This is a genomic window from Pseudomonas sp. Lz4W, from assembly GCF_000346225.2.
GTDB classification, from domain to species: Bacteria; Pseudomonadota; Gammaproteobacteria; order Pseudomonadales; family Pseudomonadaceae; genus Aquipseudomonas; species Aquipseudomonas paraversuta.
Genome location: NZ_CP017432.1, coordinates 2,099,674 through 2,120,571, shown reverse-complemented (window position 1 = coordinate 2,120,571; position 20,898 = coordinate 2,099,674). Strand labels below are relative to the sequence as shown.

Annotated in this window: 19 protein-coding genes; 10 read left to right on the top strand and 9 right to left on the bottom strand. The window is 60.8% G+C overall.

Annotated elements, in window-relative coordinates:
- Positions 1–66 precede the first annotated feature (66 nt).
- A complete protein-coding gene (locus B195_RS09970) occupies positions 67–1,467 on the bottom strand; it encodes an LLM class flavin-dependent oxidoreductase (protein ID WP_003446341.1) in 1,401 nt (466 codons plus the stop codon).
- A gap of 381 nt (positions 1,468–1,848) precedes the next feature.
- Here B195_RS09970 and B195_RS09965 point away from each other — a divergent pair, with 381 nt between their 5' ends.
- The 7 genes from B195_RS09965 to glcF all read left to right on the top strand — a co-directional run bounded on the left by B195_RS09965 (position 1,849) and on the right by glcF (position 10,620).
- Entirely contained in the window at positions 1,849–3,075 is a 1,227-nt protein-coding gene (locus B195_RS09965) for an acyl-CoA dehydrogenase family protein (protein WP_003446339.1), read from the top strand.
- Between the two features lie 272 nt (positions 3,076–3,347).
- On the top strand, positions 3,348–3,788 hold the full coding sequence (locus B195_RS09960) for an EamA family transporter (protein ID WP_003446337.1): 441 nt from the start codon (positions 3,348–3,350) through the stop codon (positions 3,786–3,788).
- Between the two features lie 225 nt (positions 3,789–4,013).
- A complete protein-coding gene (locus B195_RS09955; RefSeq protein ID WP_003446335.1) occupies positions 4,014–4,553 on the top strand; it encodes a DUF1523 family protein in 540 nt (179 codons plus the stop codon).
- A 357-nt stretch (positions 4,554–4,910) separates the two neighbouring features.
- Positions 4,911–6,119: a sodium/glutamate symporter gene (gene gltS / locus B195_RS09950; protein ID WP_003446333.1), complete on the top strand. Its 1,209-nt coding sequence runs from the start codon at positions 4,911–4,913 to the stop codon at positions 6,117–6,119.
- Positions 6,120–6,835: 716 nt separating this feature from the next.
- On the top strand, positions 6,836–8,335 hold the full coding sequence (glcD, locus tag B195_RS09945) for a glycolate oxidase subunit GlcD (RefSeq protein WP_003446332.1): 1,500 nt from the start codon (positions 6,836–6,838) through the stop codon (positions 8,333–8,335).
- Complete coding sequence (glcE, locus tag B195_RS09940) at positions 8,335–9,399, top strand: glycolate oxidase subunit GlcE (RefSeq protein ID WP_003446331.1); 1,065 nt, start codon at positions 8,335–8,337, stop codon at positions 9,397–9,399. The genes glcD and glcE overlap by 1 nt, the downstream gene beginning before the upstream one ends.
- Positions 9,400–9,402: 3 nt before the next feature.
- Positions 9,403–10,620, top strand: a complete 1,218-nt coding sequence (gene glcF / locus B195_RS09935) for a glycolate oxidase subunit GlcF (RefSeq protein ID WP_003446330.1) — start codon at positions 9,403–9,405, stop codon at positions 10,618–10,620.
- A gap of 17 nt (positions 10,621–10,637) precedes the next feature.
- Here glcF and B195_RS09930 read toward each other — a convergent pair whose 3' ends face one another.
- The 8 genes from B195_RS09930 to benA all read right to left on the bottom strand — a co-directional run bounded on the left by B195_RS09930 (position 10,638) and on the right by benA (position 19,134).
- On the bottom strand, positions 10,638–11,612 hold the full coding sequence (locus tag B195_RS09930; RefSeq protein WP_003446329.1) for an AraC family transcriptional regulator: 975 nt from the start codon (positions 11,610–11,612) through the stop codon (positions 10,638–10,640).
- A 170-nt stretch (positions 11,613–11,782) separates the two neighbouring features.
- Positions 11,783–12,982, bottom strand: coding sequence for a benzoate/H(+) symporter BenE family transporter (locus tag B195_RS09925; protein ID WP_003446328.1), 1,200 nt, complete (start codon positions 12,980–12,982; stop codon positions 11,783–11,785).
- A 74-nt stretch (positions 12,983–13,056) separates the two neighbouring features.
- Positions 13,057–13,995, bottom strand: coding sequence for a catechol 1,2-dioxygenase (gene catA, locus B195_RS09920; RefSeq protein ID WP_003446327.1), 939 nt, complete (start codon positions 13,993–13,995; stop codon positions 13,057–13,059).
- A 22-nt stretch (positions 13,996–14,017) separates the two neighbouring features.
- Positions 14,018–15,355 carry an MFS transporter gene (locus tag B195_RS09915; protein WP_003446325.1) on the bottom strand — a complete coding sequence of 446 codons (1,338 nt, stop codon included), beginning with the start codon at positions 15,353–15,355 and terminating at the stop codon, positions 14,018–14,020.
- Positions 15,356–15,415: 60 nt separating this feature from the next.
- Positions 15,416–16,174: a 1,6-dihydroxycyclohexa-2,4-diene-1-carboxylate dehydrogenase gene (locus B195_RS09910; RefSeq protein ID WP_003446310.1), complete on the bottom strand. Its 759-nt coding sequence runs from the start codon at positions 16,172–16,174 to the stop codon at positions 15,416–15,418.
- A 34-nt stretch (positions 16,175–16,208) separates the two neighbouring features.
- Positions 16,209–17,222, bottom strand: a complete 1,014-nt coding sequence (gene benC / locus B195_RS09905) for a benzoate 1,2-dioxygenase electron transfer component BenC (protein WP_003446309.1) — start codon at positions 17,220–17,222, stop codon at positions 16,209–16,211.
- A 62-nt stretch (positions 17,223–17,284) separates the two neighbouring features.
- On the bottom strand, positions 17,285–17,773 hold the full coding sequence (gene benB, locus B195_RS09900; RefSeq protein ID WP_003446308.1) for a benzoate 1,2-dioxygenase small subunit: 489 nt from the start codon (positions 17,771–17,773) through the stop codon (positions 17,285–17,287).
- Positions 17,770–19,134: a benzoate 1,2-dioxygenase large subunit gene (gene benA / locus B195_RS09895; protein WP_003446307.1), complete on the bottom strand. Its 1,365-nt coding sequence runs from the start codon at positions 19,132–19,134 to the stop codon at positions 17,770–17,772. The genes benB and benA overlap by 4 nt, the downstream gene beginning before the upstream one ends.
- Positions 19,135–19,170: 36 nt before the next feature.
- On the opposite strand from benA, the gene B195_RS22930 reads away from it, so the two are divergent.
- From B195_RS22930 to B195_RS09885, 3 genes are all read left to right on the top strand, one after another.
- A complete protein-coding gene (locus B195_RS22930; RefSeq protein ID WP_158525122.1) occupies positions 19,171–19,314 on the top strand; it encodes a hypothetical protein in 144 nt (47 codons plus the stop codon).
- A 208-nt stretch (positions 19,315–19,522) separates the two neighbouring features.
- A complete protein-coding gene (locus tag B195_RS09890; protein ID WP_003446305.1) occupies positions 19,523–20,215 on the top strand; it encodes a 3-oxoacid CoA-transferase subunit A in 693 nt (230 codons plus the stop codon).
- A gap of 8 nt (positions 20,216–20,223) precedes the next feature.
- Complete coding sequence (locus B195_RS09885) at positions 20,224–20,865, top strand: 3-oxoacid CoA-transferase subunit B (protein WP_003446304.1); 642 nt, start codon at positions 20,224–20,226, stop codon at positions 20,863–20,865.
- Positions 20,866–20,898: the final 33 nt, after the last annotated feature.

The following is a 20,898-nucleotide window of genomic DNA, read 5'->3' as shown; positions in this document are numbered from 1 at the left end:
CTTTGGGGGTTTTACAGTTCGACCGGCAGGATCTTCTGCAGATCCTGCGGTGTCCAGCGTTGCGACTCAGGCGCGCTCTTTTTGTCGGCCGCGGTTCAATTCACCGAGGTTGCGCCAGGCCGCCCCCGGATGCCCGTCCGCCAGGCGCGGGCCTTCGCCGAACAGCTTCTCGCGCAAGGTGCCCTTGGTGTATTCCTTTTTGTAGACGCCACGTTTTTGCAACTCCGGAACCAGCAACTCCACGGCGTCAATAAAGGTCTCGTGGGTCACCGCATAGGCCAGGTTGAAGCCGTCGACCCCGGTCTCTTCGACCCATTCTTCAAGCAGGTCGGCTACGGTTTCAGGGCCGCCGACGAACAGCGGGCCAAAGCCGCCGATACCCACCCAGTCGGCCAGTGCATTGGGGGTCCAGAGGGTATCTGGATCAGCGCTGGAGAAGGTTTCCACCGCCGATTTGATCGCATTGGTGGGCACGTTTTCAAGCGCCTGATCGGGCTTGAACTGGCTGAAGTCGATACCGGTCCAGCCCGAGATCAAGGCCATCGCGCCTTCGTAGCTGACATAGCTTTTGTATTCTTCAAACTTGGCTTTGGCCAGGGCATCGGTTTCGCCGAGGATCACCGTTTGCAAGTTGAAGATCAGGATTTTTGCCGGATCGCGGCCCGCCTCGGCAGCACGCCGACGGATATCGCTGACAGTTTTTTTCAGCAAGACCTTGGACGGCGCGGCGACAAACACGCATTCGGCCTGCTCGGCAGCAAACTGGCGGCCACGACTGGAAGCGCCGGCCTGATACAGCAGAGGCGTGCGCTGGGGCGAGGGTTCGCACAGGTGAATACCCGGCACCTGGAAGTGTTTGCCGACATGGCGGATCTCATGAATCTTGCTCGGGTCGCTGAATACCCGCCGCTCGCGATCGCGCAAGATTGCCCCCTCCTCCCAACTGCCTTCCCACAGCTTGTAGCAAACTTGCAGGTACTCCTCGGCATAGTCGTAGCGCGCATCGTGCTCGGTCAGTGCTTGCTGGCCGATGTTCCTGGCGCCGCTTTCCAGATAGGAGGTGACTATGTTCCAGCCGGCACGGCCCTTGGTCAGGTGGTCGAGGGTCGACAGGCGGCGGGCGAAGGGATACGGGTGCTCGAATGACAGCGAAGCGGTAAGGCCGAACCCCAGGTGCTCGGTCACCAGCGCCATCGGTGGAATCAGCTGCAACGGATCATTGACCGGCACCTGGGCGCCCTGGCGGATGGCAGCATCACCGTTACCGCGGTAGACGTCATAGATACCCAGCACATCGGCGATAAACAGCCCGTCGAACTTGCCTCGCTCGAGGATTTTCGCCAGATCGGTCCAGTATTCGAGGTCCTTGTACTGCCATGAACGGTCACGGGGATGCGCCCACAGGCCGGGGGACTGGTGGCCGACACAGTTCATGTCAAAAGCGTTGAGACGGATTTCGCGGGACATCGAATTACTCCTGAAACTGCGGCGCTGCAACGCCGTTGCGACAATGGAAATCATTGCAGTCGCTATTGCACAGGGCGTGCCGTCAACACCTGTCTTGCAGTCGCTGATGAGGCACATGGCGGCGCAGCAGTCGCAAAACCTGGGTACTCAATAGAGCTGATAAACCTGGGGCCAGGATCAACGACAGCTTCGCTGCCGATCGCAGCCTCGTGACTCGTCAGCGACTACGGATTGCGGCTGTGCGATTTGGGTACAGGTTGTGGCAGCGCTGTTGGCTGGCAGGCAGTTCGCTGTGCACATGGGACGTTTTTAAAGGCCCGGGCAAACGGCACAGACTATGCAATCCCCCAGGCAGGAATCTTTTTCTTCAGGAGTACTGCCATGACCGTCTCACCTCTGTCCCAGGGCACCGACTACGAAACCCTGGCCAATCGCTTCCGCCCGCTGTTTCGGCAAATCGCCACCGGCAACGTCGTGCGTGAACAGGGCCGTGACCTGCCCCGTGAATCCATCCTGTTACTCAAGCAGGCCGGTTTTGGCGCGGTGCGGGTGCCGGTCGAACACGGCGGGGCCGGTGCTTCGGTGCCCCAGCTGTTTGAGCTGCTGATCGAGCTGGCCGAAGCTGACTCCAATATCCCTCAAGCACTGCGTGCCCACTTTGCATTTGTCGAAGATCGCCTCAATGCACCGCCAGGTCCGGCCCGGGATGCCTGGTTCGCACGTTTCGTGGCAGGCGAGCTGGTGGGTAATGGCTGGACCGAAGTGGGCTCGGTCAAGCTGGGCGAAGTCATCACCAAAGTCAGCCCGCAGGCAGCCGGCTTTGTGCTTAACGGCGCCAAGTACTACAGCACCGGCAGTATCTTCGCCGACTGGATTGATGTGTATGCCCGGCGCTCGGACAACGGCGCTGATGTCATCGCGGTGGTAGATGCCCGCCACCCCGGCGTCACCCACAGCGACGACTGGGACGGCTTCGGCCAGCGCACCACCGGCAGCGGCACCTCGGTGTATGTGGACGTGCCGCTGCCTGCCGAGCACCTGATCCCCTTCGAAACCCGCTTCAAATACCAGACCGCCTTTTACCAGCTGGTACTCCTGGCCGTGCTGGCCGGCATCGGCCGTGCGATAGAACGCGATGTGACGCAAGAGATACGCGAGCGCAAACGGGTGTTCAGCCATGGCACTGCCGACACCACCCGCGGCGATGCGCAAATCCAGCAGGTTGTGGGACAGATATCCGCCCAGGTATACGCAGCCGAAGCCGCGACCCTGCGCTGCGCCGGGCCGCTGCAGCGGGCTTATGTCGCGCGGTTTGGCCACGATCAGGCACTCGAGCGCCAGGCCAATATCGACGCCGAGATTGAAACTGCAAAAGCCCAGGTGGTGGTCTCGGAGCTGATTCTGCGAGCGGCCACTGACCTGTTCAACGCCCTGGGCGCTTCGGGTGTCAGCGTCAGCAAGTCACTGGACCGTCACTGGCGCAACGCCCGCACCGCGGCCTCGCACAACCCCTGGATTTACAAGGCGCGGATTGTCGGCGACTGGACAATCAACGGTACCGAACCGCTGTATGTGTGGCAGATCGGTAATAGCCTGAAGGCAGGATAAGCCCCCTCCTCCGACTGCAGGAGCCAGCTCGCTCCTGCAGGGCTGTTCCTCAGTCTGCGCCAGGTTTCATCTCGTACCTTGTGTCCGGTGCCAACCAAGGCGCCATACCCCACAGGTGATCACGATCCTGTCCACTACCGCGCAGGGAGGCCTCTCGGCTGGCCGCGGCAGACATGTCAGCCGCTGCCCGTGAACCTCTGCTGGCGTTGTCCCGGGGCACTGAAAGCTGGCGTATGCTCACCCCACCTCAATTCATCACACAGGCTGACCCTATGGGCTCGTCTTTCTTTTCATCCTGGACCTTCTGGGCATTGCTCTCGGCGGTGTTCGCCGCCATGACCGCCATTTTTGGAAAAATCGGCATCACCGGGATCAACTCCGACTTCGCCACGTTTATCCGCACCATCGTGGTCCTGGTGAGCCTGGGCTTGATCGTCTATGCCACCGGCCAGTATCAGTCACTGGGCTCAATCTCGACCCGCAGCTATGTGTTTTTGGTGTTGTCCGGTCTGGCCACAGGCGCCTCCTGGCTTTGCTATTACCGCGCCCTGCAACTGGGCCAGGCGTCCCTGGTCGCGCCCGTGGACAAACTCAGTGTGGTGATTGTGGCGGTACTGGGCGTGACCCTGCTGGGCGAAAAGCTCGACCTGCGGCAATGGGCGGGTATCAGCCTGATCACCACCGGCGTGGTATTGCTGGCGTGGCGCCGGTAGCACCCCGAACCGGGCTTGACGGTCTAAACTGATACAAATTATGTAAGAGGCATCCGCGGAACTTGTAGTCCCTGGCCCAGACTGCGATAAGGTTCCGCGCAAATCAGGGCTTGCCCGGCATTCCTGCAGGATCGATCACTGCCTTTGGCGGCATCAGCAAGGTTTATGGCGCTCTACGGTCAATCAACAGCAATCAGGAATCAACACTATGTACAGGGTTATCGCATGAAGTGGCTCAAGAGCATCATTCTGGGCCTGGCCCTGCTCGCCGTGGGCGCAGTGGCGCTGGGGCTGTTCTACTTTCTACCGCAACACGACGTGGTGATGGTCACCGGGGTTGAAGTCAAGCGGGTCGATCACAATGGCGTCATCAACGCTGAGAACCCGGCTGACGGTCCGACCCGGGATGTGTATTTCATCAATACCGAAAACCCTGATACCAAGAATGTCATGGTCTATCGCAACGAGGACACCGGCTGGTCGTTCCCCTGGTATTTCAAGTTCGACTCTGCGGACATCCAGGCCAAGGCCCAGGGTTACTCCCGTGATGCCGAGCAGCTGGCGCTTATTCGCTATTACGGATGGAGGATCAAGATCCTCTCGGTGTTCCCGAATATCACGGCCATTGAGTCCACCACCAGCCGCACTGAACCCTTCCCCTGGTTCAATACGATATTTCTGGGCGGTTTGACCCTGGTGGTGATTTTTATCGCGGTCTCGCTACGACGTCGCTTCAAGCGCCGCAATCAGGTGCCGGCGCACTGATCCTGCCCGTTCGCCCGCTGCAACTGACAAGTTTCAGGCCCCCTGTGGCGGGGGGCCTGAAAACAGCCAACGGGCCAGCTGATAACAGGCCGTAAACCAACGCCATAGTTAGTTCGGTAACAGCCGCAGGATTATTGATCCGGCATAGCGATCCGCGACTCGCAACATAGAAACATTTTGTTTGACTTAAGTTGCCTCAGAACTACGCTGACTCCTCTACTATCCCGCGCTTCAATTTAACTGGCAGGCCAGTGACGGCTGCCGGTACTTCGAATCAATCAGGGCTGAGGCCACTCAGTCCGCTCTGCAAGCTGGCAAGGGACAGTCTGCTTCTGAACTAATAATAGGAATGCCTCGATGTTTCAGCTTGATTTTTATGGAACGCTGGTGGCTGCCTCTTTGGTGCTGTTGCTGGGACGCGGGCTTGTTTCCCGCGTCGGATTTTTGCGTACCTACAATATTCCTGAACCCGTTGCCGGGGGCCTGGTCGTTGCCTTGCTGCTCCTGACTTTGCGCCTGTTCGACGTTGAAGTGCGGTTTGATACTTCACTGCAGATGCCTTTGATGTTGGCGTTCTTCGCCACGATCGGCCTGAATGCGGACTTCGCCAGTCTTAAAAAAGGCGGACGCGTGGTAAGCGTGTTCCTGCTGGTGGTGACCGGACTTTTAGTGGTCCAGAACGCCATGGGCATCGGTCTGGCCACGGCTTTGGGGCTCGACCCCCTGATGGGCCTGCTGACCGGCTCCGTAACTTTGTCCGGCGGCCACGGTACAGGGGCGGCATGGGGCGCGACATTTACCGAGCAATACGGCCTGGCCTCCGCTTCGGAACTGGCAATGGCCTCTGCAACCTTTGGCCTGGTGCTGGGTGGCCTGATCGGCGGACCCGTCGCCCGTCTGCTGATCAAACGGGTCAAGACCCCCGGCCTTACCCACGAAGAAGTGCAACTGCCAAAAGGCTTCGAGCAACCCAACGAAGAGCGTTCGATCACGCCGTTTTCCTTTATCGAAACCCTGGCGCTGATCTCCGTCAGCCTGCTGGGCGGCAACCTTCTTAACGGCCTGCTGCTGGGCACGGCTTTCGAGCTGCCGACCTTCGTCTGCGTCCTGTTCGTGGGCGTGATCTTGCGCAACGGCCTTTCTGCGCTGGGCCTGTATCAAGTGTTCGAGCGTGAAGTCTCGGTCCTTGGCAACGTCAGCCTGTCGCTGTTCCTGGCCATCGCCTTGATGTCGCTCAAACTTTGGGATCTGGCAGCCCTGGCATTGCCTATTTTCATCCTGCTGGTGGCACAGACCCTGGTCATGGCCCTGTACGCCATTTTCGTTACCTTCAGGGTCATGGGCAGCAACTACGATGCTGCAGTTCTGGCGGCAGGCCACTGTGGCTTCGGCCTGGGTGCCACACCGACGGCCATCGCCAACATGCAGGCGGTGACACAGCGCTACGGTCCTTCGCAGATAGCCTTTCTGGTGGTGCCAATGGTGGGGGCGTTCTTCATCGACATCATTAACGTCATCGTGATCAAGCTGTACCTGTTGCTGCCGTTCCTCGGCGCCGGCTCCTGATCCACCGCTACCGGGCCTGCTCTGTCAGTGCCCGGACTGCCCGGACTGCCCGGCCATAAAGGCACCCGGGGCAGCGCAACAACAAATAAACCTTTTTGCGATCGACAGTTGTTGCGGTCGATCGCAACTTGCAGTCTTCAATACCCTGCCCTTTACATCAACTTGTCGCCCTGACTGAAAGTTGCGCAGGTGTTTTATTAAATATAATAATCCTTCGACAAAACCATCCCCATAAAGAGGTGAAACTCTCAACTTCGAGAGATTGCACCGCCCTTTATAATTTATATCCCGCCGCCTTATATAAGCATCACACTTTAGATTGTTCCCGTTTCATCCCCTGCTACAGGGCAATTCTGTAACGCGGGTGTTTTTTTGCAGGTCATACCCTGACATCAGCCCATTCGAAACCGAGCGCGGACTGAGTGCCTGTAACAGTGCAGCGATCATTGGCGCGCGTCGCGTGACCGGCAGGACCTCGTGGTCATGGCGGCGAGCCCGTCCGGATCCGCCACCGCCCCTTTGCTGAGCGCGTTCCTTGAGACCTGCGGGCGACATCAGCAACCGACTGAATAATATGAGTATTAAATTGGAATTTTAAAAAAACGCTGCATCCGACGCGCAACACATGGACAGCAGGCCACCTGGAGCCAATGATGCAGGCAACTGTTCCCGTGAACAGGCCTCCAATAAAAACAACCAGGGGACCTTGATCGCCGATGAATATTCTCTACGACGAACGCGTTGACGGTTATCTACCCGCCGTCGATAAAGATTCGCTGCTACAGGCTCTGCAGCAACGCTTGCCCGATCTGGATCTCCTGCACCAGGTAGAAGATCTCAAGCCCTACGAGTGCGACGGTCTGTCGGCCTACCGCACCACGCCGATGCTGGTGGCACTGCCGCGTACCGTTGAGCAGGTACAGGGCCTGCTCGAACTCTGCCATCAGCGCCGGGTGCCGGTGGTCGCACGGGGCGCCGGCACCGGGCTTTCCGGTGGTGCATTACCGCTGGAAAAAGGCGTGTTGCTGGTGATGGCGCGCTTCAACCGCATTCTGCACATTGATCCCGCCGCCCGCAGTGCCCGGGTTCAGCCCGGGGTGCGCAACCTGGCAATCTCCCAGGCGGCCGCCGCTACAGGTTTGTACTACGCGCCGGACCCGTCTTCCCAGATCGCCTGCTCCATCGGCGGCAACGTGGCCGAAAACGCCGGTGGCGTGCATTGCCTGAAGTACGGACTGACCGTACACAACCTGCTCAGGGTCGAGATTCTTACCGTCGAAGGGGAACACCTGAGTCTGGGTTCTGACGCCCTCGACGCCCCCGGTTTCGACTTGCTGGCGCTATTCACCGGCTCCGAAGGCATGCTCGGGATCATCACTGAGGTCACGGTCAAACTGCTGCCCAGGCCGCAAGTTGCCAAGGTACTGCTGGCAGCTTTCGACTGCGTGGAAAAAGCCGGGCTTGCAGTGGCCCGGATCATTGCCGAGGGCATCATTCCCGCGGGCCTGGAGATGATGGACAACCTGGCGATCCGGGCCGCTGAAGATTTCATTCATGCCGGGTATCCGGTAGACGCCCAGGCCATTCTGCTGTGCGAGCTGGACGGCGTCGAAGCCGATGTACATGACGATTGCGAGCGGGTGCGCAGGGTTCTGCTACTGGCCGGTGCCACCGAGGTGCGTCTGGCCCGCGACGAAGCCGAGCGGGTGCGCTTCTGGGCCGGACGCAAAAATGCGTTTCCGGCAGTGGGCCGGTTATCCCCGGACTACTACTGCATGGACGGCACCATTCCCCGCCGCGCACTGCCCGCCGTGCTCAAGGAGATCGCCACCCTGGCCGGGGAGTACGGGCTGCGGGTCGCCAACGTGTTTCACGCCGGCGACGGCAATATGCACCCGCTGATCCTGTTCGATGCCAATCAGCCCGGCGAGCTGGACCGGGCCGAGGCCCTGGGGGGCAAAATCCTTGAACTGTGCGTCAAGGTCGGCGGCAGCATCACCGGCGAGCACGGGGTTGGCCGTGAAAAAATCAATCAGATGTGTGCCCAGTTCAACAGCGATGAGCTAACCCTGTTCCACGGGGTCAAGGCCGCATTCGACCCGCAGGGCCTGCTCAATCCCGGAAAAAATATCCCGACCCTGCAGCGCTGCGCCGAGTTCGGGGCCATGCATGTGCACATGGGCCAGTTGCCCTTCCCTGAACTGGAGCGTTTTTGATGGATGCCGAACACAGTGTCGATGACAGCCAGGCGTTGCTGGAGCAGGTCAACCGGGCGCTGGCCAATGCCACGCCATTGCTGATCCAGGGCTCCAACAGCAAAGCGTTTCTCGGGCGTGCGGTGGCCGGTGAAGTCCTCGATACCCGCAGCCATCGCGGCATTGTCAGTTACGACCCCACCGAGCTGGTGATCACCGTCCGCGCCGGCACCCCTCTGGCTGAGTTGTCCGCAACCCTGGCCGCAGCCGGGCAGATGCTGCCCTGTGAACCGCCGTCCTTCGGCCCGGGAGCCACAGTCGGAGGCATGGTCGCTACCGGCCTGTCGGGCCCGCGCCGGCCCTGGTCCGGCTCGGTGCGCGACTTCGTCCTCGGCACCCGGGTGATCACCGGTCTGGGCAAACACCTGCGCTTCGGCGGCGAGGTGATGAAGAACGTTGCCGGTTACGATCTGTCGCGCTTGCTGACGGGCAGTTACGGCTGCCTTGGGCTGATCACCGAAGTGTCGTTGAAAGTGCTGCCAAAACCCCGACGCTGCTTCAGTGTTTCGCTGGAGATGGATCGCGCCCGGGCACTGGAAAATCTTGCCCGATGGGGCCAGCAGCCCCTGCCTGTCAGCGCCGCCTGCCATGACGGGCAGCGCCTGCACCTGCGTCTGGAAGGTGGCGAAGGATCGGTGGCGGCTGCCCATGAACGCCTCGGCGGCGAAGCGCTGGACCCCGGTTTCTGGAACGACCTGAATGAACAGCAGTTGGCCTTTTTCGACGTTGGCCCGCCGCTGTGGCGCTTGTCAGTGCCCAACAACAGCGGCGCCCTTGATTTGCCCGGCGCACAACTGGTCGATTGGGCCGGCGCCCAGCTGTGGCTGAAGTCCGACGCCGATGCCGGGGTCATTCGCGCTATTGCCCAAAAGGCCGGCGGCCATGCCACCTGTTACAGCCACGGTCTGATCGACAGCCCCTTTCAACCATTGCCCGCCGCGTTGCTGCGCTATCACCGCCAGCTCAAGGCGCAACTGGACCCGCAAGGGATCTTCAACCCGGGCCGAATGTACGCGGAGTTTTGAACTATGCAGACCCTCCTCAGCGAGCAGGCCGCACTGCTGCCACGGGCAGCAGAGGCCGAAAGCATTCTGCGCAGCTGCGTGCATTGCGGCTTCTGCAACGCCACCTGCCCCACCTATCAATTGCTCGGTGATGAGCTGGATGGCCCGCGCGGGCGCATCTACCTGATCAAACAAGTGCTGGAAGGCCATGCGCCCACGGCCAGGACCCAGCTGCACCTGGATCGCTGTCTGTCGTGCCGCAACTGCGAAACCACCTGCCCGTCCGGAGTGGATTACCACAACCTGCTGGATATCGGCCGCGCGGTGGTCGACGCGGCCGTACCGCGCCCCCTGGGCCAGCGTCTGCTGCGCAAAAGTCTGCTGGGGATGGTGCCAAACCCCGGGCTGTTCAAAGCGGTGATCAATACCGGCGAAGTCTTTCGGGCCCTGTTACCCGAGGTGCTCCAGGCCAAGCTGCCGCGCAGCGTGCGCCCGGCCGGGTTGCGCCCCGCGACCCGGCACCGGCGTCAGGTGCTGATGCTCGAAGGCTGCGTGCAGCCGAGCCTGGCCCCCAATACCAATGCCGCTGCGGCCCGGGTACTGGACCGCCTGCACATCAGCGTTACGCCGATCAGCCAGGCCGGATGCTGCGGTGCCGTGGACTATCACTTGAATGCTCAAGAGGCGGGACTCAATCGTGCCCGACGCAATATCGACGCCTGGTGGCCGGGTATCGAAAACGGTGCCGAAGCCATAGTCCAGACGGCCAGCGGCTGCGGCGCCTTCATCAAGGATTACGGGCATTTGCTGCGCCACGATCCGGCCTATGCCGCCAGGGCCGCACAGGTCAGCGCCCTGGCCAGGGATCTGGTGGAGGTGCTGCGTGACGAGCCCCTGGAGCAACTCGGGGTCAAGGCTACAACCTCCATCGCCGTCCATTGCCCCTGCACCTTGCAGCACGGACAAAAACTCGGCGGCGCGGTCGAACAGCTACTGACCGGCCTGGGTTTCAACCTTACGCCGGTCCCGGACAGCCATATGTGTTGCGGCTCGGCGGGTACCTATTCGCTGACCCAGCCCGAACTGTCGCGCCAGCTGCGTGACAACCGGCTCAACGCCCTGGAGAGCGGCCAGCCGCAGCTCATCGTCAGCGCCAACATCGGCTGCCAGAGCCACCTCGACGGCGCCGGGCGCACCCCTGTCCGGCACTGGATCGAACTGCTGGATGACACCCCGGGTTGAGCCGCTCGGGCCCGGCATCAAGCCAGGGCCATTGCCTGCATCCGGCGCTTCAAGGTGTCGGAAGGCAACTCGGCGAACTGCCGGCGATACTGTTCGGCAAATCGCCCCAGGTGGACAAAACCATAATCCAGGGCCAGTTCGGTGACGCTGCGCACGTTGCAGCTGGGATCGGCCAGGCACGCCTGGATCCGTAGCAGTTTCTGCTCACGGATAAAACGTTGCGGCGTGGTGCACATGTGTTTCTCGAACAGGGCGTACAACGAGCGCACGCTCAGTTGCGCCTGATCGGCCAGGCTCTGGACACTGATGTCTTGCTGCAGGTTGCAAGTGATGTAATTCACCAGTCGCTCGAAGGTGCTGCTGGAACAGGCCAGGTGTTCGCGCCGCACGTTATTGCGCATCAGGGTCAACATCTTGCTGGCAACTATATGGGCGTAATGCTCCTGAACCCGGGCCAGCGCAGCACCATCCTCGGCTTCGGTGCAGATGGTGGCCAGCAAGGGCACAAAGGCTTGCAGTTGATCCAGTGCATAGCGCTGTTGCAGAAAACGGATGCCTTCGCCCGGGTAAAGCCAGCGCTGCTCCTGGCAGATCTGCTCCAGCAGCCTGCTCGGCACTTTCAGGATGAATTTTTCGCAGTCATGGGAATACGTCAGGTCTACCGGATCATCGGGGTTGATCAGCAACAGCTCCCCCGGCACCAGATGGTGTACCCCGTTAGGGCCACGCCACAGGCAGTCACCGCGCAGCAGAACCTGCAGATGGAAGATGTCCTCCAGCGCATCGGATACCACACGCACGCTGGAGCCATAGCTGATCCGGCACAGGTCCAGGCTGGCAAACTTGCGGTGATTCAAGTGCGCCTGGGCAGTGGCTTTGCGCGGCAGGTGAATACAATGGCTGCCGACATGCTGATTCACATAGCCGGATACCGCATGGGGGTCGGCGTTCTTGAACACCTCACTGCGTTCGCTTAGCAGGGGCATATTCATGGCGGTCACTCTTATATTATTTTTATCAATCAGGCGCAGTACAAATGTGACAGTTACAAGCAGGCCTCGGGATTCTCGACCAGGATCCGCCTTAATACCAATACAAATAAGGTTCGGCACGATACCTCAAAGGTATTCGAACAGCCTGCCGGGCTGTACAAGCACCCAGGCTAACCCTCGGTGGATGTTGCGCACACACTGACCGGCCGCCGTTTGAGCATCACCACATGCACCGTCAACCCCAGCAGCAAGCCCCAGAAAGGGGCTGACAAACCCAGAAAAGAAACCCCCGATGCGGTCACCAGAAAGGTGAACAGGCCGGCATCACGGTCCTTGGCATCTGACACGCTGCGTACCAGAGCATCATTGATCGCGCCATACAACGCCAGGCCGGCCAGGCCCGCAATCAAAGCCTGGGGAAAGGCTGCAAATACCGACACCACTGTTGCCCCTGCCATGCCCAGTAACAGGTACAACAAACTGCCCGACAGCGCTGCGACGTAGCGCTTGCGGGGATTCTCATGGGCTTCGCGTCCGGTGCACAGGCTGGCAGTCACTGCGGCAAGGTTGAGCCCGTGACAGCCGAAAGGGGCCAGTAATGCACCGACCAGGGCACTGGCAGTGATCAACGGGCTTGCCGGCGTGGTATAGCCGGCGCCGCGCAGGACGGCTATACCGGGCATGAACTGCCCGGTCAGGGCCACCAGCAGCATGGGTAACGCCAGACTCAAAGTGGCAGACAGGCTGAACTCGGGCACTATCCATTGCGGCGTCGCCCACGCGAACACCAGGGCCTCGCCCCGAAACTCGCCACTGATCAGGGCAATGCCCGCCCCCACCACCAGCACAGCCGCCACTGCATAGCGGGGCCACAGCTTGCGAAAACCGATATAGGTCAGAAACATCGCGCCGATCAACAGCGGCGCCTCAGGTGCCGAGCGAAAGGTTTGAATACCGAAGCTGAACAGAATGCCGGCCTGCATCCCGGCAGCAATCGACCCCGGCAGATGGGCCAGCAATTTATCGAACAGAGCGCTGTAACCTATTACCCACAGCAACAGGTTCGCCACCAGGTAGGCACCCACGGCCTGATTCAGGCCGATCTGGGGCAACGCCGTCACCAGCAGCGCCGAGCCTGGAATCGACCAGGCCACCACCACCGGAACTTTGTACTTGAGGGACAGGAAAGCACCGAGCACTGCCGAGCCGATGGAAATCGCCCAGACCCACGACGACAACTCAACGGCTGACAGATGCGCCTGCTCAGCAGCATGGAAAATGATAACCAGCGGGCCCGCGTAGGAAATCAATGTTGCGATAAACCCGGCAATCACTGCCGACAATGACAGGTCGCGAAACAGAGTTGGCATAGGTACCTCATGGTCGCCGGGATTTGAGTGCCGGCGCACCCTCACCCGGCCCGGGATAAGCACTCGGCGTGGTCTCAGCTGTCCTGCAACACCCGCGGACGCTGGCTGCGCTGCTCGCCGCACGGACTGGCGGCCGGCTGCAACTGGAAGTCGAACTCAAGCTCTGCATGACGGCCATCCACTCCCCGGTTGCGGGCAACTGCCTGGTCGTCGACAAACACCACCTGGCCGACCAGGCCATCGCGGGTGGCGAAAGCAAAGTCATCCCACAGGTACTTGTCCCCTGACAGGTTGATCTGGGTGGTCAGGTGCCGGTAGCCCGCAGCCGAGATGAAGTAGTGGATATGCGCCGGGCGCTGGCCGTGGCGTCCGAGCAGGTCCAGACACTCCTGGGTCGGGCCGGCCGGGTTGCAGCCGTAGCCGGACGGCACAATGGAGCGCGCGCGATAGCGGCCCTGGGCATCGGTGACGATGCGTCGGCGCAGGTTGTACTCCGACTGGCTGGAGTCGAAGTACGAATAGGTACCCCGGGTGTTGGCATGCCAGAGATCGACAATCGCCCCCGGGACCGGATTACCGTCGGTATCGCGCACCACACCCTCGAGAAACAGTACCGTCGCCACCCCATCTTCGCTGCCATCGTCGAGCCTCGCCTCGCCCTGACTGATCGGCGCCCCGGCCACGTACAGCGGTCCTTCGATGGTGCGCGGGGTTCCGCCGACGTATCCGGCACTGGCGTCTTTGGCGTCTTGCAATAGATCGAGAAAATGCTCGACACCAAGACCGGCGACCAGCAGCCCGGCCTCGCTACGGGCACCCAGGCGATTGAGATAATCCACCGCCGCCCAGAACTCGTCATCCGTCACTTCCAGGTCTTCGACGATCCGCGCCACCTCGTTCACCAGGCGCAGCAGCAACTGTTTGGCCCGCGGGCTGCCCTGGTCGTTGCCCGTACCGCTGACCTCCTTGAAAAAGGCCTGGAGCTCAGGGGTCTGGGAAATTTTCACGGTCATTCTGACTACCTCTTTTATTGATTTATATTGCCCGGGCCGGCAACGCAGGGGCACACGTGCGCCGTCTGGCGCTGACAGCAAAGACCGCCATGGCCAGCGCAGCCACCACGCCGGGGATGGCAAAGGCGACAAAGTTCAGGTGCAGCGGCAGGCCCAGGCCCATTAACAGCCCGCCCAGCACCGGCCCGACAATCGCACCGTTACGGCCGATGCCCGAGGCCCAGCCCAGGCCAGTGGAGCGGATGGACAGGCCATAGAGCTGGGCGGCACCGGCGTACAACAGGATTTGCGTGCCGATGGTGGTAGCGCCCGCCACACCTATCAGCAGGTACAGCAGCGGCGTCGGGCTGTTGAAGCCCAGCAGACTGATGGCCGCAGCGGCGATCAGGAAGTAGACGACCATGACTTTCGTCAGGTTCAGCCGATCACCAAGCCAGCCGCCACTGATGGCACCCAGCATGCCCCCCAGGTTCAGTGCCACCAGAAACGACAGGCTCGAGCCCAGGCTGTAACCGGCGCTGGCCATCAACTTCGGTAACCAGGAACTGAGCGCATAGACCATCAGCAGGCAACAGAAAAATGCCACCCAGATCGCCACTGTCCGCACCGCCCGGCCTTCGCGAAAAAGCTCCAGCACCGACGCCGCTGCCTGCTTGCGGTCATCAACCAGCAGCCGGTCACCCGCTGCAATCACAAGGCCTGGCTGCAGGCGCAGCAACAGTGCCCGGGCTTGCTCATCACGCCCTTGGCGCACCAGAAAACCAATGGATTCGGGCATGTAATAAAGAATCAGCGGCAGCAACAGCAACGGTAACGTCGCCAGCAGAAACATCGACTGCCAGCCGAAGGCGGGCAACATGTAAATTCCGGCGCCGGCACAAATCAGGCCGCCCAGGGAGTAGCCGCTGAACATCACGGCCACCAGGGTGCTGCGCATGCGTTTGGGTGCATATTCATTCATCAGCGCAACCACATTCGGCATCAAGCCACCGCAGCCAAGGCCGGCTATAAAGCGCCAGACTGCAAACTCGGTGGGCGTACTGGCAAAGCCATTGATGATGGTCGCGACACTGAACAGGACAAAGCAGATCGCGATGCCTTTCTTGCGCCCGATGCGATCCGCCAGACTGCCGAACACCAGTGCGCCGAACATCATGCCGAACAAGGCATAACTGCCCAGCGCCCCGGCCTGCAGTGGCGTCAGCCCCCACTCCTGCATGATCACCGGCAGTACCACGCCGTAGATGAACAGGTCATAACCATCAAAAATCAGCAGCAGAGCGCACCACAACATGACCATCCAGTGGAATCGGCCAAACCGGGCATTGTCGACAATTGCATGAACATCCAGAGTTCCCATGGCTTTTATTCTCTTGTTGTTATTGGGCGCCTGTGTTTCGGGTACCGCTGTGTATCGGGCTCAGCCCAGGTCGCCACCGCCTACGGGCAAGGTAACGCCGGTGATATAGGACGCGTCATCGGACGCCAGGAACAGGATGGCCCCCACCTGTTCGTCGATCGAACCGTAGCGTTTCATCAAGCTACTGTCCTTGGTCTGCTCGACGATCTGCGAGTACCACTGTTGCTCTTGCTCGGTGGCGGCAGCACTGTTGCGCGGAATCCGGCGCGGCGGTGCATCTGTGCCACCGGGGGCGGTGGCATTGACCCGCACACCGCGCCCGGCGGTTTCAAAGGCCAGGCAGGCGGTCAGTGCATTCACCCCGCCCTTGGCTGCGCCATAGGGCACACGGTTGACCCCGCGGGTGGCGATCGAGGACACATTGACGATCACACCGCTGCCTTGTTCCAGCATATGCGGCAGCGCGCTGTGACAGCACCAAAGGGTCGGAAACAGCGAGCGCCGCACCTCCGCCTCGATCTCCGCGTGCAGATAATATTCGAAGGGTTTGGCCCAGATAGTGCCGCCTACGTTATTGACCAGAATATCCAGCCTGCCGAAGTGCTCGACGGCCCGGTCCATCACCTGCTGGCAATCTTCATAGCGCTCCAGGTCTGCGGTCAGCGTCAGGGCTTGGGGTGCCAGTTCATGCACCAGCTCGCTGCGGTCAACCGCAACGACCCTGGCCCCTTCCAGCAGCAAGCGTTCCACCACCGCGCGGCCTATGCCTTGCGCCGCGCCGGTGACCAGCGCGACTTTATCCTTGAATCTCATGCTCATGATGATCTCCAGACCCGTTGTCCTAGCCGCGTGTTCAAGCAGCGCTGGCGGCGAATTTTTCGTAGTAGAAGTTGGCGGGGGAAATGCCCTGCTCGCGGATGTACTGGCTCACGGCTTCAACCATCGGCGGCGGTCCGCACAGATAAATATCCACATCACCGCCATTCAGATGCTCCGGGGCAATGTGCTGGGTGACATAGCCCTTTTGCGGCCATGCGCTCTGCGGGTTGGCCACGCAGGCACTGAAGGTGAAGTTGGGAATGCTCGCTGCCAGGGCTTGCAAGCGGTCGATTTCCACCAGATCGAAATCGTTGGTCACGCCATAGATCAGGTGCAGTGGATGCTCACTGCCCTTTTGCGCGATGGTCTCGAGCATGGCCGTAAACGGCGCCAGACCGGTACCGCCGGCCAGCAACAGCAAGGGCCGCTTGATCGGGCGCAGGTAAAAGCTGCCCAGGGGGCCGGCCAGGCTCATGTGGTCGCCGACCCTGGCCAGCTCGGTGAGAAAATGGCTCATCAGGCCGCCGGGGACATTGCGAATCAGGAAGCTGACACGCCCGTCTTTCTGCACCGAGCTGAAAGAGTAGGCACGGGTCTGATCACTGCCCGGCACCTGCAGGTTTACGTACTGACCCGGCAAGAATGTCAGGTCAGCCAGCCCGGCCCCCTGAATCGACAACGACAGGGTGCTGTCTGACAGGCGCCGCACTTCCTCGATGGCGCCTTCATAGGAGGACTGGCGGGTTTTGCATACATCCGATGACGTCGGGATGTGCACCACGCAGTCACCCCTGGCGCGCATCTGGCAGGTCAGGACAAAACCTTCAGCGGCCTCGGCGGCGGTCAGGGCATCGTCGATGTATTCCTCACCCAGGTCATATTCACCGGATTCGGCGAAGCATTTGCAGGTACCGCAGGCACCGTCACGGCAGTCCAGGGGAATGTTTATCCCCTGGCGGTACGCTGCGTCAGCCACGGTTTCGCTGGCGCTCGCGTCGATAAAACGGGTCACGCCGTCTTCGAAATTCAGGGCAATCTTGTGGCTCATGGCATACCTCGCATGACTGCACTCCCCCCGCACGCTTGGCGGGCGCTGGAATGCAGCCCGGTTTACAGGTGGTAGATATCGATGACCTGGCGCACATAGTCGTTTTTCAGCACCACTTTCTTGGCCTTGATCAGCGGCTGTTCACCGCGGGTGTCGAGGGTGTAGAAGCTGGTGCCGAAATAACTGTCGACGGTCTTGTAGCGAAAGCTCAGGGTGTGCCAGTTGAAACGCACCACGCACTGGTCCGCGCTGCGCTCGACAATCTCGATATTGCTCAAGTTATGGGAGGTGCGGGTGTCCGGGATGCTGGCACTGGAACGCTCGGTCTTGATCCGGAAAATGCGGTCTTCCAGACCTTCCCTGCTGCCGTACCAGATCAGCGATATTTCGCTTTGCGGGTCCTCGGTCAGCTCGTCATCGTCATCCCAGGACGGCATCCAGAACGTCGCATCGGCGGCGTAGAGTTCCAGCCACTGGTCCCACTGTTTATCGTCCAGATGCCGGGCTTCGCGATACAGGAAATCGCGCACGGTGTCGTATGACAGGCTCATTGGACCTCCCGCGCAGGGATCTTGCCTGCCTGTTCAGCGGCCACGGCCTGCAACATGGTGTCTTGCCAGTACTTGTGCTGTTCCACAAACAACCCTTCGTCTTCGGTGCGCACGCCGCTGAGCAACGGCTGCAAATCAATTTCCAGCGCCGCCTCGTCCGGCCCTTCGACCCAGTGTTCGGCGCCACGGGACATATCGTTCCAGGCGGTGGCACTGCCTTGGTAACCGATCTGGCAGGAACGGAATTCCTCCAGATCATCGGGGGTGGCCATACCGCTGACGTTGAAGAAGTCTTCGTACTGACGAATGCGCAGGGCCCGGGCTTCTGCACTCTCGCCCACCGGGGCAATGCAGTAGATGGTGATCTCGGTCTGGTTGACCGAAATCGGCCGGGCAATGCGGATCTGCGAGCTGAACTGGTCCATCAGATAGACATTGGGGTACAGGCACAGATTGCGCGAGTTGCCGATCATCCAGTCGGCGCGGGCCTGACCGAAATCACTGACCAACTGATCACGGCGCTCATACAACGGCCGGTCCTCGGGGTTCGCCCAGCGCGTCCAGAGCAGCATGTGGCCCTTGTCGAACGAGTAGAAGCCGCCACCACTTTTGGCCCAGCCACCGGCACTCATGGTGGGGTTGGCATCACCGCTCTGGCGTTCTTTGCGCTGGTTCTGGGTGGCGGCATAGTTCCAGTGCACCGAACTGACGTGGTAACCGTCGGCACCGTTTTCGGCGGTCAGTTTCCAGTTGCCTTCGTAGATGTAGCTGGAGGAGCCGCGCAGGACTTCCAGGCCATCGGGGGACTGATCGACGATCATGTCGATGATCTTTGCCGACTCCCCCAGGTGTTCGGCCAGGGGCACCACATCGGCATTCAGGCTGCCGAACAGAAAACCCCGGTATGACTCAAAGCGGGCGACTTTGGTCAGGTCGTGGGAGCCCTCGCAGTTGAAGCTGGCGGGATAGCCTGCGTTGCCCGGGTCCTTGACCTTGAGCAGCTTGCCGGAGTTGTTGAACGTCCAGCCGTGGAACGGGCAGGTATAGGACGACTTGTTGCCGCGCTTGTGCCGGCACAGCATCGCCCCGCGGTGGCTGCAGGCATTGAGGAAGGCATTGAGCACCCCGTCTTTGTTGCGCGCGATAAAGACCGGCTGACGACCCATCTGCAGGGTGATGTAGTCGTTGTTCTGCGGGATCTGGCTTTCATGGGCCAGGTACAGCCAGTTGCCTTCAAAAATGTGCTTCATTTCAAGGTCGAACAAGCGAGGGTCGGTGAACATCTCACGCTTGCAGCGGAAGCGGCCTTCATCACGGTTTTCTTCAAGCAAGGAATTGAGATACTCGACGCCTATGGACATGGCCTGAGCCTCCGTTGTTGTTATGGGGTATTGGCAGTGTCCACGACCTGCGCGCCGGGCAATATCCGTTACCTGCAGACCGCTATCCGCTTTGTGCAAAGTGGCACGCCGGCCATCGGCGTCTTGCCTCGCAGGGCCCGGCGCAGCGTTGCCATGATGCTCCAAGGCCTTGATTTATAAGGACATAACAACAGATCCCGCGCTTCGAAATGGCGCTGCGGGGCGAGCAAAACGTCACCTAGCGTTCGTTAATCGCACGACATCGCATGCAGCACCGCCCTCTCGGGCTGAATGTTTGGCACCCTAGGCACATGCTCTGTCGGACCGTGCCCCAGTGGTCGGCCATGCAGATTGATCTGTTCACTCAAACTAAAAACAGGAGCACGCCTTGATCAACAAAACCTTCGAATCCATCGCTGCCGCACTGGATGGAATTGCCGATGGCTCGATCATCATGGTGGGTGGCTTCGGCACTGCCGGCATGCCGTCGGAACTGGTGGACGGGGTCATTGCCTCGGGCGCTCGCGACCTGACCATCATCAGTAACAACGCCGGCAACGGTGAAATCGGCCTGGCCGCACTGCTCAAGGCCGGACGGGTCGCCAAGGTGATTTGCTCGTTCCCGCGCCAGTCCGACTCCTATGTGTTTGACGAGCTGTACCGGGCCGGGAAAGTGCAGCTGGAGGTGGTACCCCAGGGCAACCTGGCCGAACGCATCCGTGCGGCGGGCTCCGGAATCGGTGCGTTCTATTCCCCGACCGGGTACGGCACGTTGTTGGCCGAAGGCAAGGAAACCCGGGTCATCGAGGGCCGCAACTATGTGCTGGAAATGCCACTGCACGCCGATGTCGCGCTGATCAAGGCCGAACAGGGCGACCGCTGGGGCAACCTGACCTACCGCAAAGCCGCGCGTAACTTCGGACCGATCATGGCCATGGCGGCGACCACGGCCATCGCCCAGGTCAACCGGATCGTCGAGCTGGGTGAACTGGACCCCGAGCACATCATCACCCCGGGGATCTTTGTCCAGCGTGTGGTCCAGGTGCCATCCGCCCGCTCCCCGATCGCCAACGTCAACTGAGGCCCACCATGACCGTCATGAAAAAACTTTCGCGCAATGAAATGGCCCAGCGCGTGGCCGAGGATATTCTCGAGGGTGCTTATGTAAACCTGGGCATCGGCGTACCGACCCTGGTGGCGAACTACCTGGGTGACAAGGAAGTGTTCCTGCACAGCGAGAACGGCGTGCTGGGCATGGGCCCGAGCCCGGCCCCGGGGGAAGAAGATGATGACCTGATCAACGCCGGCAAGCAGCATGTGACATTGCTCGCCGGTGGCGCCTATTTCCATCACGCCGATTCGTTTTCGATGATGCGCGGCGGCCACATCGACATTGCCGTACTGGGTGCTTTTCAGGTCTCGGTCAAAGGCGATCTGGCCAACTGGCACACGGGCGCCGAGGGTTCGATCCCTGCGGTGGGCGGCGCTATGGACCTGGCCACCGGCGCGCGCCAGGTATTCGTAATGATGGATCACCTGACCAAGACCGGCGAAAGCAAACTGGTGCCGCAGTGTACCTACCCGCTGACGGGCATCGGCTGCGTCAGCCGGATCTATACCGATCTGGCGATTCTGGACGTCACCGCCCAAGGCCTGCTGGTACGTGAAATTCTGGCGGATATCAGCTTCGAAGCCTTGCAGGAACTCAGCGGCGTGCCGTTGCTTCAATAACACCCCAGTCCAGCTGCATGGGGTCGCCTGCGG